This is a genomic window from Allobosea sp. 47.2.35 (assembly GCF_024655635.1).
Lineage (GTDB): Bacteria > Pseudomonadota > Alphaproteobacteria > Rhizobiales > Beijerinckiaceae > Allobosea.
In genome coordinates this window covers 124372-138654 of sequence record NZ_JANLGI010000011.1, presented here as the reverse complement: position 1 = coordinate 138654, position 14283 = coordinate 124372, and the positions used below count along the sequence as shown (strand labels likewise).

Genomic DNA, 14283 nt, shown 5'->3' with positions numbered 1-14283 from the left:
TCGGTCACGCCTTGAGGAAATCGGCGAGCGCGGCGACGACGAGGCGGTTCGCCTCCTCGGAGCCGATGGTCATGCGCAGCGCATCCGGCAGGCCATAGCCGCCGACGGCGCGCAGGATGAGGCCGCGCTGGGTCAGGAAGGCATCGGCCTCCTTGGCGGTCTTGCCAGGCGTCTTGGTGAAGTGGATCAGCACGAAATTGCCGACCGAGGGCGTGACCGTGAGACCGAGCTTCTCCAGCTCCGCCGTGGTCCAGGCGAGCCACTTCTCGTTGTGCTCAAGGGCTGCGGCGACATGGGCCTCGTCGGCGACAGCGGCAGCTCCCGCTTCGATGGCTGCGCCGTTGACGTTGAAGGGGCCACGGATGCGTTCGAGCGCGTCGATGATATGGGCCGGGGCATACATCCAGCCGATCCGCAGATTGGCGAGGCCGTAGATCTTCGAGAAGGTGCGGGTCATCACGACATTCTCGCTCTCGGCGACGAGCTCGATGCCGGAGGCGTAGTCGTTGCGGCGGACGTACTCGGCATAGGCCGCATCGAGCACGAGCAGGACATGCGGCGGCAGGCCGGCCTGCAGGCGCTTGACCTCGTCGAAGGGCAGATAGGTGCCGGTCGGATTGTTGGGATTGGCGAGGAAGACGATCTTCGTCTTCGGCGTCACCGCCGCCAGGATGCCGTCGACATCGGCCGTGTAGTTCTTCTCGGGCACGACGACCGGCTTGCCGCCCATAGCGAGGATCGCAATGCGATAAACCAGGAAGCCGTACTGGCTGAAGATGCCCTCATCGCCCGCGCCGAGATAAGCCTTGGTGACGAGTTCCAGCAGTTCATCCGAGCCGTTGCCGCAGATGATCCGCGCGGGATCGAGACCGTAACGGCCGGCGATCGCCTGCTTGAGCTTGGTCGAGGTGCCGTCGGGATAAAGCTCCAGCTTGGCGGCGAGTCCTTCGAAGGCGGCGATCGCCTTCGGGCTCGGGCCGAGCGGCGTCTCGTTGGAGGAGAGCTTGTGCAACTTCACGCCAGCGGGCGCGGCGGATTTGCCGGGAACGTAAGCCTCGATATCGAGGACGCCGGGACGCGGGGTGGGACGGGTCGCCATGACGATTGACCTTGCAGCAGGAAACGGAGCGAGCCCGGTTCAGCGGGCGGATTTGACGGAGAAGCGGGCGGCGTGACTGCCGATCTCAGCGAAGTCGCTGAGGCCCGCCGGCACGAGCGCCTGGCGGATCGCGGCCTGGTCGACCTCGCCGGAAGCCGCGACGAGCAGCGACAGATGCGAGCCATCGGCGGCCGAGGCCGAGACCTCGGCCAGGTGCTCGGCGAGGCCATGGCGCAAGCTTTCAGACCAGCGCTCGACGCGGGCGGCATAGAGCACGATCTCGCGCACGGCGGCGTCCGCCAGCGGCTTGGCGATGCAATAGACCGGAGTTCCCGCCGGGTGGTTCGGACGCTCGATGAAGGGCAGCCGCGCGATGATCTTCGGAGCATCGGCCCCGATCAGGTCGCGCCACCAGATGCCGGCGCTGGCGCCCTGGTCCATGCGGAAGATGCCGAGATCGCCGGCCGATTCCGCCACCGCGCGAATGACGGAGCGGGCATCCTCATGCGGGATGTAGGGCACCGTGAAGCCGAAATGGAAGCGGGCGGAATCGCGCATTGCCGGGTCGCCGCCGGAGGTGTCGGCATGGACCGAATAGTTCGCCTGCACATAGGTGAAAGTGGCGATAATAATGCGCCAGACGCTCTCGACGGTGTCGAGCGGCAGCAGGCCCTTATGGCTGAGCGCGAGCCGCTTCATGATGTCGGCCTCGCGGCCGGGGCGGAAGGCGGAGCCCGAGGCCTGCGTCTTCTTGATCGAGATCAGCGTCTCGATAACCTGCGAACGCTCCATCAGCAGCGCGTGCATCGCGCTGTCGATGCGGTCGATTTCACCGCGCAGATCGGCAAGGGAGGTCGGGGCGGCTTCGGTCATGGCAACGCACTTTCCGGCAAGGCCACGCTCCTTAGCGCTCCCGCAACGCCTTGGCAAAGCCGGCTGCGCAGTCCTGCGTTGACAGAAGCGCTGCGGCGCGGCATCGCTAGAGTTCGATTTTCCGAACGCCTGGACCGGCAAGACAAATCCTACTGCCGAAGCGGACGACATGAGCGATCTCTCCCCCAGCCTGGCCGATCCGCAGAAGGAGGCGAACGAGCCTTCGAGCCCGGTCGCGCGCTTCGGGCCCGATACGCCGCTCTTGATGGATTGCGGCGTGGTGCTGGACCACTGGCAGATCGCCTACCAGACCTACGGCACATTGAACGCCGCAAAATCGAACGCGGTGCTGGTCTGCCACGCCCTGACCGGCGACCAGTATGTCGCGAGCCGCAACCCGATCACCGGCAAGGGCGGCTGGTGGACGGCGATGATCGGGCCGGGCAAGCCGATCGATACCGACCGCTTCTTCGTGATCTGCGCCAATGTCATCGGCGGCTGCACCGGCACCACCGGGCCGGCCTCGACCAATCCGGAGACGGGCAAGCCCTGGGGCCTGTCCTTCCCGGTCGTCACCATACGGGACATGGTGCGGGCGCAGGCCGCCCTTATCGACTCACTCGGCATCGAGACGCTGTTCTGTGTCGCTGGCGGCTCGATGGGCGGCATGCAGGTGCTGCAATGGGCGGCGAGCTATCCGAACCGCGTGTTCTCGGCGCTGCCGCTGGCGACCGGCGCCAAGCATTCGGCCCAGAACATCGCCTTCCATGAGGTCGGTCGGCAGGCCGTGATGGCCGATCCCGAATGGCGACGCGGGCGCTATCTCGAAGAGGGCACGCGCCCGGCCAAGGGGCTGTCGGTCGCGCGGATGGGTGCGCATATCACCTATCTGTCGGAGCAGGCGCTGCACCGCAAGTTCGGCCGCAAGCTCCAAGACCGGGCGGCTCCGACCTTCTCCTTCGACGCGGACTTTCAGGTGGAGAGCTACCTCCGCCATCAAGGGCTGAGCTTCGTCGAGCGCTTCGACGCCAATTCCTATCTCTACGTGACGCGCGCGATGGATTATTTCGACCTCGCCGCCGACCATGACGGTGTGCTGGCGCGCGCCTTCGCGGGTACGAAGACGCGCTTCTGCGTGGCCTCCTTCACCTCGGACTGGCTGTTCCCGACGGCGGATTCGCGCGCGATCGTGCATGCGCTCAACGCGGCCGGCGCCTCGGTCTCCTTCGTCGAGCTGGAGAGCGACAAGGGCCACGACGCCTTCCTGCTGGAAGAGCCCAACCTCTTCGCCACGACGCGCGGCTTCATCGGCGCGGCGGCCCGGGCACGCGGACTTTAGACCATGGCCTTCAGCGACAACCAGACCAACCGCATCGACCTCCGGCTCGTCGCAGAGATGGTGCAGCCCGGCACGCGCGTGCTCGATGTCGGCTGTGGCGACGGCGCCCTGCTCGCGCTGCTGGCCGAGACCCGCCAGGTCGATGCGCGCGGCATCGAATTGTCGCGCGAAGGCGTGGCCGATTGCGTGGCGCGCGGGCTCTCGGTGATCCAGGGCGACGCCGATACCGATCTCGCCGACTACCCGGACGACTCGTTCGACTACGTCATCCTCTCCCAGACGATCCAGGCGACGCGCAATCCGCGCCTTGTGCTGGAGCAGATGCTGCGCATCGGCCGGCACGCCATCGTCTCCTTCCCGAATTTCGGGCACTGGCGGATGCGCTCGCAGGTCTTCTTCCAGGGGCGGATGCCGGTGACGGATTCCCTGCCCTATGCCTGGTGGGACACGCCCAACATCCATTTCTGCACGATCCGGGATTTCGTCACACTGTGCGACCAGATCGGCGCCCGCAAGGAGCGTGCGGTCGCGCTCGACGCGGCCGGTGGCCGCGTCGGCGTCAATGCGCCTTGGTGGTTCTGGAACCTGTTCGGCGCACAGGCGGTATTTCTGCTGAAGCGGGGATAAGACACCAAAGAAAAAGGGCCGCTCACGCGGCCCTTTCCTCATCTATCGGTTCGGCGGGCGTCAGTTCAACGCCACGCCAGCCGGCCGCTTCTCCTTCACGCCGGGAACGGCCCCGAGCATCAGCGAGCCCGGGCCAACGGTGATCGGCACGTCCTCGCCATCGACGATGTCGCCCGCGAGGATTGCTTCCGCCAGCGGGTCCTGCACCGACTTCTGGATCACGCGCTTCAGCGGGCGCGCGCCATAGGCCGGGTCGTAGCCCTTGTCCGCCAGCCACTCGCGCGCCTCCTTCGAGAGCTCGAGCGTGATCTTGCGATCGGTCAGCAGCTTCTGGAGCCGGGCCATCTGGATATCGACGATCGCGTCCATGTCCTTCCGCCGCAGGCGATGGAACAGGATGATGTCGTCGATCCGGTTCAGGAACTCGGGCCGGAAGGCGTGGCGAACCACGCCCATGACCTCGTCGCGAACCGCATCGCTGTCCTGCCCCTCGGGCTGGTTTACCAGGAACTCCGAACCAAGATTCGAGGTCATGATGATCAGCACGTTGCGGAAATCGACCGTGCGGCCCTGGCCATCGGTCAGGCGGCCGTCGTCGAGCACTTGCAGCAGGACGTTGAACACGTCCGGATGCGCCTTCTCGACCTCGTCGAAGAGCACGACCTGATAGGGCCGGCGCCGCACGGCCTCCGTCAGCGCCCCACCCTCCTCATAGCCGACATAGCCGGGAGGCGCGCCGATCAGCCGGGCGACCGAGTGCTTCTCCATGTACTCGGACATGTCGATGCGCACGAGCGCCGTGTCGTCGTCGAACAGGAACGAGGCCAAAGCCTTGGTCAGCTCGGTCTTGCCGACGCCGGTGGGCCCGAGGAACATGAAGGAGCCGATCGGACGGTTCGGGTCCTGCAACCCGGCGCGCGCCCTGCGGACCGCGGTCGAGACCGCCTCCACCGCCTCCTTCTGCCCGACGACGCGGGAGCCGAGAACCTCCTCCATGCGGAGCAGCTTCTCCTTCTCGCCTTCGAGCATCCGGTCGACCGGCACGCCGGTCCAGCGCGAGACGACGGCGGCGACGTGATCGGGCGTCACCGCCTCCTCGACCATGCCGGCGCTCTCGCCCTTCTCCTCGATCTCGGCCAGCTTCTTCTCAAGCTGCGGGATCTCGCCATAGGCGAGCTCGCCCGCGCGCTGGTACTCGCCCTTGCGCTGCGCCTGAGCCAATTCGTTGCGGGCATTATCGAGCTTGGTCTTGATCTCCGCGGCGTGGCCGAGCTTGTCCTTCTCAGCCTTCCACTTGGTCGTGATGGTGTCGGAGCGCGTCTCCAGATCGGCCAGTTCGGATTCGAGCCGCTTCAGCCGCTCCTTCGAGCCGGCATCGCTCTCCTTCTTGAGCGCCTCCTGCTCGATCTTGAGACGGACGATCTCGCGATCGATCGAATCCAGTTCCTCGGGCTTGGAATCGACCTGCATGCGCAGGCGTGCCCCGGCCTCGTCGACGAGGTCGATCGCCTTGTCCGGCAGGAAGCGGTCGGTGATGTAGCGGTTCGACAGGGTCGCGGCCGAGACCAGCGCCGAATCCGTGATGCGGACGCGGTGGTGCTGCTCGTATTTCTCCTTCAGGCCGCGCAGGATCGAGATGGTGTCCTCGACCGTCGGCTCCTCGACGAAGACCGGCTGGAAGCGCCGCGCCAGAGCCGCGTCCTTCTCGACATATTTGCGGTACTCGTCGAGCGTGGTCGCGCCGACGCAGTGCAGTTCGCCGCGCGCCAGAGCGGGCTTCAGCAGGTTGGACGCATCCATCGCGCCATCGGTCTTGCCGGCGCCGACGAGGGTGTGCACCTCGTCGATGAACAGGATGACGCCGCCATCCGAGGACGAGACCTCGGTCAGCACGGCCTTCAGCCGCTCCTCGAACTCACCGCGATATTTCGCGCCGGCGATCAGCGAGCCCATGTCGAGCGCGAGCAATTCCTTGTCCTTGAGGCTCTCGGGCACGTCGCCATTGACGATGCGTAGCGCGAGGCCCTCGGCGATTGCGGTCTTGCCGACGCCGGGCTCACCGATCAGGACGGGGTTGTTCTTGGTGCGGCGCGACAGCACCTGGATGGTGCGGCGAATCTCCTCGTCACGGCCGATCACCGGGTCGAGCTTGCCCTCGCGCGCCGCGGCGGTGAGGTCGCGGGCGTATTTCTTCAGCGCGTCATAGGCCTGCTCGGCCGATGCCGAATCGGCGGTGCGGCCCTTGCGGATCGCCTCGATCGCAGCATTCAGCGCCTGCGGGGTGACACCGGCCTTGGAGAGCGCCTTGCCGGCTTCGCTGTCCTTCTCGATCGCGAGCGCGAGCAGCAGCCGCTCGACCGTGACGAAGCTATCGCCGGCCTTCTCGGCCGCCTTCTCGGCGGTGTCGAAGACGCGGGCGAGGCCCGGCGTCAGGTTGAGCCCGCCCGAGCCGCCCGAGACCTTCGGGAGCTTGGCCAGGGCCTGGTCGACGAGCTGCAGCGCGACGCGCGACTGGCCGCCGGCTCGGTCGATCAGACCGGCCGCCATGCCTTCATTGTCATCGAGCAGGGCCTTCAGAAGATGCTCGGGGGTGAACTGCTGGTTCCCCTCCCGCAAGGCGATCGTCTGCGCCGCCTGGAGAAAGCCCTTCGCGCGATCAGTATATTTCTCAATGTTCATTCAAGTCACTCCGCCCGCAGGTCACGCCCCGTAGCGACGCGAACCCGCTGCCCTTTCATCAGGATGGAGCGCCGCAATGGGCCGCCCCTCGCCCTCCAAGATAGTGTGGCTTTCACGCAACGGAAGAGGCCCGGCGCAGAATTGACCTGACGCAAAGGGCAGGCACAGATCGGGCATGGCCGGGACCAAGCGACAGCAGGCGATTCGCAAAGCGCTCAGGGCGCTGGCGCCCGGTATCCCGCTCTCCGACGCCGAGGCCGTGGTCACGCTGGCGGAGCGGCGCCACATGAAGGACCTGCCGCCCTCGACCGCGCTCTGGCTCGCGCTCGGCAGCCATGTCCGCCACGTCCATACCGATTACGAGCGGCTGCTGGGCGAAGGCTACGACCGCGACGCCGCCCGCTTCTTCGTTGCCGACGAGACCGATGCCGTGCTGGCCGGCTGGGGCTGCCAGCGCTCCGTCAGCGACGGCGAAGACGAATGATGCGGCATCGGCTTTCCCGAAAACCGGTTCCCACTTTTCGGGCCGATGCCGAGGACTGATCGAAACGGATACAAGATTTGATCTGTCAGGACCGCCTACTACGGCTATGGTCCGCGACCTTGCCTGAACGGACCCGCCCATGCGCATCGAGACACTCTACCGCTATCCCGTGAAGGGCCTCTCGCCAGAGCGGCTGAAGCGGGCGGCATTGCCGGCCGGCGGCTTCTTCCCCGGTGATCGGCTCTTCGCCATCGAGAACGGGCCCTCCGGCTTCGATCCGGCCGAGCCCGTGCACCAGCCCAAGATCAAGTACCTGATGCTGATGCGCAACGAGTCGCTGGCGCGGCTCAAGACACGCTACGACGATGCCAGCGGCGATCTCGTCATCCACGAGGGCGGGCAGGAGGTGCTGCGCGCGGCGACCACCAGCGACCAGGGCCATGCCGCGATCTCGCGCTTCTTCACCGGCTTCATGCCCGGGGAATTGCGCGGCGAACCGAAGCTGCTGACGGCGCCCTCGACCTATCGTTTCACCGACTCGCGCTCGGGCTTCGTCTCGATCATCAACCTCGCCAGCGTCGCCGATCTCGAAGGGCGTCTTGGACAGCCGGTCGATCCGCTGCGCTTCCGCGGCAACCTGATGGTCAGCGGGCTCGCGGCCTGGGCCGAGAACGATCTCGTCGACCGGGAACTGACCGGCCCCGGCGGCCTGCGCCTGCAGGTGATCAAGCGGATCGAGCGCTGCGCCGCGACCAATGTCGATCCCGAGACCGGCGCGCGCGACATGCAGATCCCCAAGGCGCTGATGAAGAATTACGGCCATGTCGATTGCGGCATCTATTGCCGCATTCTCGCGGACGGCACCTTGGTCGAGGGCGACAGCCTGACCGTCGCGGATGCACCCGCCGCACTCGGCATCGCCTGATCCGGGCAGATAAAGAAAAAGGGCCCGAAAGGGCCCTTTTCCATATCCAGTGGCTGATGCCGGGGCGGATTACTCGGCCGAGCTATCCGTCTCCGAGCCCAGCGCGTCCATGACCTCGCGGGGCGAGCGGCGACGACGCGTGCGTTTGGGAGCGGCTTCCTCCACAGGCTCGGCCGCAGCTACCGGCGCGGCTGCGGGAGCCTCGACCGGCTCCGGCGCAGGGACGCGCACGGGGTTGGTCAGGAAGGACGGCAGCGCGGCGGCGACGTCATCGCCCGCATCGGCCTCGACCTCGCGCTCACGACGCGGACGGCGCTCGCGCTGGGGACGCTCGCCCCGCTCGGGGCGCTCGAAGCGACGCTGTTCGCCCTGAGCCTGCTCGGGAGCAGCCTCGACGGCACCGCCTTCGCTGACCGGAATGTCCGAACGCGGCGCATCGGGGCGCGGAGCGTAGCCGCCGGGCGCGCCCTGGCCGCCTTCGGCGTTGCGGTCGAAGCGACGCTCGCCACGATCCTGACGATCGAAACGGCGCTCGTTGTTATTGTTGTTGCGGTCGTTGTTGAAACGCTCGCGGCGGTTGTTGCGGTCGAAGCGCTGGCCACCCTGCTGCTGGCCCTCGCCGCCTTCGCCCTCAGTGCGCTGGCCGCCGCCATGGCCGTTATAGCCATTGGGGTTGCCATAACCGTTGGCGCGCATCTCCGGCTGGGGGCCGGTGCCGGGCTGGAAGGACTGGCCCTCCTCGTCGCCCTCTTCCTCGCCCTCGTCCGCATCCTCGACGAAGGCGCGATTCGGCGGGAAGGAATGGCCGAACTGCTGAGCCATCTGCTCCTGCGCCGCGAGCAGGATGCGATAATAATGCTCGGCGTACTGGAAATAGCTCTCGGCAGCGACGGTATCACCCGAAGACTGGGCGTCCCGCGCAAGCTGCAGATACTTCTCGGCGACATGCTGCGCCGTGCCGCGAACCTTTACGTCCGGGCCGTTGGATTCGTAGCTACGCTGCAACGGATTGGGAGATTTGCGGTTGCCGTTATTGTTGCCGCCGCCGTTATTGTTGCGGCCGCGCATACGCCGGTTCTGACCTGGTCTCATTCGCGTCTGTCTCGCGCTTCTGTGTTCAAAGCAACCGTGGTGCCGTCATGCGCGTTGCGATGCACAGCGGGTTGCGACGCTGTGTCGGACGAAGGTGACCTGAAGGGGCGATACGCCGTTCCTGGTCTTCACGCGCTCTTTTCCAAAAAGGGGGTTTCAACCCCATGAGCCGATCGGCGCCACGCGCCTTCGGGGCTCCATCCGGCTTGTCAGCTGCACCGTCTCGGGAACACGCCCGCAAACGATGCCGAACTCGAGCAAATCCTGTACGATCGGGAACTGCCCAGAGGCCCGGCTCTGACGCCACCAGCTTCGGCTGGATGCTGCATAGCTGCTTTTGGCCGCTTCTCCAAGCGAAATCGACCAAAAGCCTGTGCATTCTCAAGCGAGCGTGAAGATCAACGCCCGCTCATGCCCTCCGAGATCGTTGCGGCTGCCACGGAATTCAAGTCCGCCCGCCCGCATCAGGGCGACGACATCCGGCCCCTGTCCCGCACCGATCTCGAAAATGATGACGCCGCCGGGCGCCAGCAGGGGCGGCAGGGCGGACACGAAAAGGCGATAGGGGCCGAGCCCGTCGGCACCGCCGTCCAGGGCGAGCAAGGGATCGTGCTCGCGCACCTCGACGGAGAGCGTCGCGATCTCGGCCGAGGGGATATAGGGCGGATTCGAGACGATGAGGTCGAAGCGGCCGCTCAGCCCCTCGGTCCAGCTGCCCTGCCGAAAAGTCACCCGCCCGTCAACGCCGTTGAGAGCAGCATTCGCCGCGGCAGTCCGGCAAGCCTCTTCGGACAGGTCGATGCCGAGGCCTCGCGCCTGCGGCAACTCGCTGAGGAGTGCGATCAGCAGGCAGCCCGTGCCGGTGCCGAGATCGAGCAGTTGCAGATTCTCTTCGCGGCGCCCGGCGAGCCGGGCCAGAGCCGTCTCGACGATAGTTTCGCTGTCGGGGCGCGGCTCAAGCGTCGCAGGCGACAAGCGGAAGGGCAGCCCCCAGAACTCACGCTCGCCGAGAATGCGCCAGACCGGCTCGCCCGCAACACGGCGGGCTGCGAAATCGTCCAACCGAGCAAGCGCTTGTGCCGTCAGAATCAGATCGGGGTCGGCGCTCTCAACGCCCAGACTGCCTTCGACCAGCAAACGCGCATCGAGCCCGGGGCTGGCCGAGCCCGCGCGCATCAAGCTTTGCGCAACAAGACGCCGCGCCTCCCTTACGGTCGGCACGGCGCCCTCCCCTCGTGCGTTTCCCGGAACGGCGACTAGTTGCCGTTCATCTTGAGATCCATGCAGGTCTTCATCTTCTTGTTGAGCGAGGCCTTGCTTTCGCGGCTGCCGCTCATCTCCATCCGGCAGGCCTTGCGCGCCTGCGCCTGGGTCATCGAGCCCTGCAGCGCGGCCGGCTGGCCGGCGGTGATCTTCTTGAAAGTGCGTTCCTGAGCCTGCGAGACGCCGCTCATCGCCAGCGCCATCAGACCGGTCACCGCTATCGTCGAGAACATCTTGATCATGAGAGGGTCCCCCCTTTGCTGGTGTCGATGTCCTATCAACGCGGGACGGAGCTTTTTGTTTCATCGCGCCCGCCTTACGCCATGCCCTCGGCCGCCAGCAGCTTGGCCTGATGCTCGGCGGTCAACGCGTCGATGATCTCATCGAGAACGAGACCCTGCATCATCTCGTCGAGCTTGTAGAGTGTCAGGTTGATGCGGTGGTCGGTGACGCGGCCCTGCGGGAAATTATAGGTCCGGATGCGCTCGGAACGATCGCCGGAGCCGACCTGCGAGCGCCGGTCCGCCGAGCGCTCGGCATCGATGCGCAGGCGCTCCATGTCAAAGAGTTTTGCGCGCAGCAATTCATAGGCGCGCGCCTTGTTCTTGTGCTGGGAACGCTCGTCCTGGACCAGCACGACGGTGTTGGTCGGGATATGGGTGAGGCGCACCGCCGATTCGGTCTTGTTGACGTGCTGGCCGCCGGCGCCGCCGGAGCGCAGCGTGTCGATGCGGATATCGGCATCGTTGAGGGTGACGTCGACATCGGTCGCGAGCGGCAAGGTCGCCACCGTCGCGGCGGAGGTGTGGATGCGCCCGCTCGCCTCGGTATCCGGCACGCGCTGGACGCGATGGACGCCGGACTCGAACTTCAGCCGCGCATAGACGCCGCGCCCGTTGATCTCGGCGATGACCTCCTTGAAGCCGCCGACCGTGCCCTCGCTCTCGGAGAGGATATCGACGCTCCAGCCCTTCTGGGCGGCGTGGCGCTGGTACATGCGCAGCAGGTCGCCGGCGAAGAGCGAGGCTTCGTCGCCGCCGGTGCCGGCCCGGATTTCGAGAATGACGCCGCGCTCGTCGGCAGCGTCCTTCGGCAGCAGGGCGACGAGGATTTCGCGGGCACGCGCCTCGATCTCGGCGCGGGCGGCATCGCGCTCCTCATAGGCGAGATCGCGGAATTCGGCATCGGTCGCGGGATCGGCGATCAGCGCCTCGGCCTCTTCCAGCGAGACCTGCGCCTGCCGCCAGGAGGCGATCGCCGCGACGACGGGATCGAGTTCCGCCAGTTCCTTGGCGAGTTCGACGGTGCGCGCCGCCTCGGTCGCATGGTTGATCTCGTCGGTCGCTGCGGCATGGCGCGCGACGATGACGTCGAGACGATCCTGAGGAAGCTGGAGGGACATCGGTGAACTCGTGGAACGAAAGGGAAAAGCGGCAGCGGACGCAAAGGGTAGCGTCGCTAGACCGGGACCTTGAACTCGGTCGCGAAGGCCGCAAGCTGCGGACGCAGATTGGTGGCGCCCTCCGGCGAGGCCAGCATCCAGTCCATGCGCTCGCGCAGCTTGGCCGTGTCGAGCGCGCGCAGCATCGCCTTGACCGGCCCGATCGAGGCCGCCGACATCGAGAAGCCGCGATAGCCGAGACCGATCAGGGCCATGGTCTCCAGCGGCTTGCCGCCCATCTCGCCGCAGACAGTGACCGGGCAGCCGGTCTCGGCGGCAGCCTCGACAATGCGCCTGAGCGCCCGCAGCGGGCCGACGCCGAGCGGATCGAAGCGATCGGCGACGCGCTTGTTCTCGCGATCGGCGGCGAAGAGGAACTGCATGAGGTCGTTGGTGCCGATCGAGAGGAAATCGGCCTCGCGCGCGATCTCCGGCAATTCGAACAGCAGCGAGGGCACCTCGACCATGACGCCGACCCGCAGGTCACGCGGCGGAGTCACGCCCTGCTTCTCCAGCATCACCTGCTCGCGGCGGATGATCATGCGGGCGCGGCGGAACTCCTCGGTGGTCGCGACCATCGGCAGCATGATCTTGAGGTCGCGGCCGGCGCCGGCCCGCAGCATCGCGCGCACCTGCGCCCTGAGCAGCCGCGGCTTGTCGAGGCCGATGCGAATCGCGCGCCAGCCGAGTGCAGGGTTTTCCTCCTCGACGCGCTCCATATAGGGCAGCACCTTGTCGCCGCCGATATCGAGGGTGCGGAAGGTGACCGGCCGCTCGGCCGCCGCTTCCAGCACAGCGGCATAGAGCGCCTGCTGCTCGCCAGTGGTCGGCATGTGCTGCGCCACCATGAACTGCAGTTCGGTGCGGAACAGGCCGATGCCGGAAGCGGCGGTCGCCTCGATATTCGGCATGTCGACGATCAGGCCCGCATTGATCTGCAAGGTGATGTCGACGCCGTCCCGGGTGACCGCCGGGAGTTCCTTGAGTTTCTGGTACTGCTTCTGCTTGCGGGCGCGCAAACGCGCCTTGTCCTTGTAGGCGTTCTCGACATCGGGCTGCGGGCGGATCTGCACCTCGCCGGCCTGGCCGTCGACGATGATGGCGTCTCCGCCTTCGACCAAAGCCGTCGCGTTGACGACCTCGCCGACAGCGGGAATGCCGAGCGCACGCGCGACGATGGCGATATGACTGGTCGGGCCGCCCTCCTCCAGCACGAGCCCGCGCAGATGGGCGCGATCATAGTCGAGCAGCGCCGCCGGCCCCATCGAACGCGCGACGAGAATGGCATTCTCCGGCAGGTTCTCGCGGGCGACGCCGTTGGCCTTGCCGACAAGGGTGCGCAGCAGGCGGTTGGCGAGATCGTCCAGATCATGCAACCGCTCACGCAAATAGGGGTCGGTCTGGCGCAGCATCTTGGCGCGAGTGTCGGACTGAACGCGCTCGACCGCCGCCTCCGCGGTGAGGCCGGTCATCACGACCTCGCGCATGCGGCGCAGCCAGCCCTGGTCATGGGCGAACATGCGGAAGGTCTCGAGCACGTCGCGATGCTCGCCGGTATGGGCGACGTCGCCGCGCTCGACCAGTTCGTCGATTGAGGCGCGCATCTCGCCGATCGCCGCTTCGAGGCGCCCGACCTCGGCTGCCGGATTCTCGGCGATGAGATTGGTGATCGCCACACGCGGCTCGTGCAGCACGGCATGGCCGAGGCCGACGCCATCCGCCAAGGCCACGCCGACGCCGTGAATGGGACGGTCGAGGCCGATCGAGGCGCCCGGAGCCGCCAGCGACTTGAGACCGCCCGCCGCGATCATCTCCGCCATCAGCATGGCGGTTGTCTGGAGGGTCTCGATCTCGTCTTCGGAATAGAGTCGCGAGGCGCGGTTCTGAATGACGAGCACACCCATCACGGCGCCGCCACGCAGGATCGGCACGCCGAGGAAGGAGCGATAGACCTCTTCGCCCGTTTCCGGACGGTAGGAGAAGGAGGGATGCGCCTGCGCATCCGAGAGCGCCAACGGCTCGGCCTCGCTCGCGATCAGGCCGACGAGGCCCTCGCCCGCCCGCATGGTCGTGAGGTGGACCGCTTCGCGGTTGAGGCCTTCGGTGGCGTACAATTCAAGGGAGCCGTCCTCGCGCAGGACGTAGACGGAACAGACCTCGGCGACGAGATTGCCGGCGATCAGCACGACGAGCCGATCCAGCCGCTCCTGCGGGCTGATCGATGCCGCCATGACCTCGCGGAGACGGCGCAACAGAACGCCCGGTCCTCCGAGAGCGCCTCGCATCGATCTCAGCCCTCCGCCCGCCTCCTCAGCCATCGACGATACGATGCCTGTCCGGACCCTGAGTCGCCCACTCCGATCCTGCTGCCTTCTAGCGACCAAAGACCTTATTCGGCAAGGGCGGAGAAGCGGGCGCGCAGCATCACCCCAAGATTTCGGTCGTTTCCCTGACCTAACGG

General features: G+C 66.7%; 12 protein-coding genes. 4 read left to right on the top strand and 8 right to left on the bottom strand.

The features are described from left to right. Positions 1-4 precede the first annotated feature (4 nt). Together hisC and NUV79_RS15255 are read right to left on the bottom strand one after the other, a co-directional pair. A complete protein-coding gene (gene hisC, locus NUV79_RS15260; protein ID WP_257733985.1) occupies positions 5-1105 on the bottom strand; it encodes a histidinol-phosphate transaminase in 1101 nt (366 codons plus the stop codon). A gap of 33 nt (positions 1106-1138) precedes the next feature. Beyond that, a complete protein-coding gene (locus NUV79_RS15255; RefSeq protein WP_257733946.1) occupies positions 1139-1972 on the bottom strand; it encodes a chorismate mutase in 834 nt (277 codons plus the stop codon). Positions 1973-2141: 169 nt separating this feature from the next. Here NUV79_RS15255 and metX point away from each other — a divergent pair, with 169 nt between their 5' ends. Both metX and metW read left to right on the top strand, forming a co-directional pair. Then, the gene (metX, locus tag NUV79_RS15250; RefSeq protein WP_257733945.1) at positions 2142-3311 is read left to right on the top strand and encodes a homoserine O-acetyltransferase MetX; all 1170 of its coding nucleotides are present in this window, start codon (positions 2142-2144) and stop codon (positions 3309-3311) included. Positions 3312-3314: 3 nt separating this feature from the next. After that, a complete protein-coding gene (gene metW / locus NUV79_RS15245; protein ID WP_257733944.1) occupies positions 3315-3938 on the top strand; it encodes a methionine biosynthesis protein MetW in 624 nt (207 codons plus the stop codon). Between the two features lie 60 nt (positions 3939-3998). Here metW and clpB read toward each other — a convergent pair whose 3' ends face one another. Then, positions 3999-6617, bottom strand: coding sequence for an ATP-dependent chaperone ClpB (gene clpB / locus NUV79_RS15240; RefSeq protein ID WP_257733943.1), 2619 nt, complete (start codon positions 6615-6617; stop codon positions 3999-4001). A gap of 175 nt (positions 6618-6792) precedes the next feature. Here clpB and NUV79_RS15235 point away from each other — a divergent pair, with 175 nt between their 5' ends. Further along, complete coding sequence (locus NUV79_RS15235) at positions 6793-7101, top strand: DUF2293 domain-containing protein (protein ID WP_047580851.1); 309 nt, start codon at positions 6793-6795, stop codon at positions 7099-7101. Positions 7102-7240: 139 nt separating this feature from the next. After that, positions 7241-8026 (top strand): MOSC domain-containing protein, encoded by a 786-nt coding sequence (locus tag NUV79_RS15230; RefSeq protein ID WP_257733942.1) that lies wholly within the window; start codon positions 7241-7243, stop codon positions 8024-8026. 69 nt (positions 8027-8095) lie between these two features. On the opposite strand, the gene NUV79_RS15225 is transcribed toward NUV79_RS15230, so the two are convergent. The 5 genes from NUV79_RS15225 to ptsP form a co-directional block, all read right to left on the bottom strand. Then, positions 8096-9094 (bottom strand): DUF4167 domain-containing protein, encoded by a 999-nt coding sequence (locus NUV79_RS15225; protein ID WP_257733941.1) that lies wholly within the window; start codon positions 9092-9094, stop codon positions 8096-8098. Between the two features lie 405 nt (positions 9095-9499). Then, a complete protein-coding gene (gene prmC / locus NUV79_RS15220; RefSeq protein ID WP_257733940.1) occupies positions 9500-10339 on the bottom strand; it encodes a peptide chain release factor N(5)-glutamine methyltransferase in 840 nt (279 codons plus the stop codon). Between the two features lie 35 nt (positions 10340-10374). Then, entirely contained in the window at positions 10375-10623 is a 249-nt protein-coding gene (locus NUV79_RS15215; protein ID WP_257733939.1) for a hypothetical protein, read from the bottom strand. A gap of 74 nt (positions 10624-10697) precedes the next feature. Then, the gene (gene prfA, locus NUV79_RS15210) at positions 10698-11783 is read right to left on the bottom strand and encodes a peptide chain release factor 1 (protein WP_257733938.1); all 1086 of its coding nucleotides are present in this window, start codon (positions 11781-11783) and stop codon (positions 10698-10700) included. Between the two features lie 56 nt (positions 11784-11839). Continuing rightward, a complete protein-coding gene (ptsP, locus tag NUV79_RS15205; protein ID WP_257733937.1) occupies positions 11840-14107 on the bottom strand; it encodes a phosphoenolpyruvate--protein phosphotransferase in 2268 nt (755 codons plus the stop codon). Positions 14108-14283 lie beyond the last annotated feature (176 nt).

What these genes read in the sequence shown, in the direction of transcription:
- ptsP (WP_257733937.1), bottom strand. Translation starts at nt 14,107, where the DNA reads ATGCGAGGCGCTCTCGGAGGACCGGGCGTTCTGTTGCGCCGTCTCCGC.
- metX (WP_257733945.1), top strand. Translation starts at nt 2,142, where the DNA reads ATGAGCGATCTCTCCCCCAGCCTGGCCGATCCGCAGAAGGAGGCGAAC.
- NUV79_RS15255 (WP_257733946.1), bottom strand. Translation starts at nt 1,972, where the DNA reads ATGACCGAAGCCGCCCCGACCTCCCTTGCCGATCTGCGCGGTGAAATC.
- prfA (WP_257733938.1), bottom strand. Translation starts at nt 11,783, where the DNA reads ATGTCCCTCCAGCTTCCTCAGGATCGTCTCGACGTCATCGTCGCGCGC.
- clpB (WP_257733943.1), bottom strand. Translation starts at nt 6,617, where the DNA reads ATGAACATTGAGAAATATACTGATCGCGCGAAGGGCTTTCTCCAGGCG.
- NUV79_RS15225 (WP_257733941.1), bottom strand. Translation starts at nt 9,094, where the DNA reads ATGCGCGGCCGCAACAATAACGGCGGCGGCAACAATAACGGCAACCGC.
- metW (WP_257733944.1), top strand. Translation starts at nt 3,315, where the DNA reads ATGGCCTTCAGCGACAACCAGACCAACCGCATCGACCTCCGGCTCGTC.
- NUV79_RS15230 (WP_257733942.1), top strand. Translation starts at nt 7,241, where the DNA reads ATGCGCATCGAGACACTCTACCGCTATCCCGTGAAGGGCCTCTCGCCA.
- NUV79_RS15235 (WP_047580851.1), top strand. Translation starts at nt 6,793, where the DNA reads ATGGCCGGGACCAAGCGACAGCAGGCGATTCGCAAAGCGCTCAGGGCG.
- NUV79_RS15215 (WP_257733939.1), bottom strand. Translation starts at nt 10,623, where the DNA reads ATGATCAAGATGTTCTCGACGATAGCGGTGACCGGTCTGATGGCGCTG.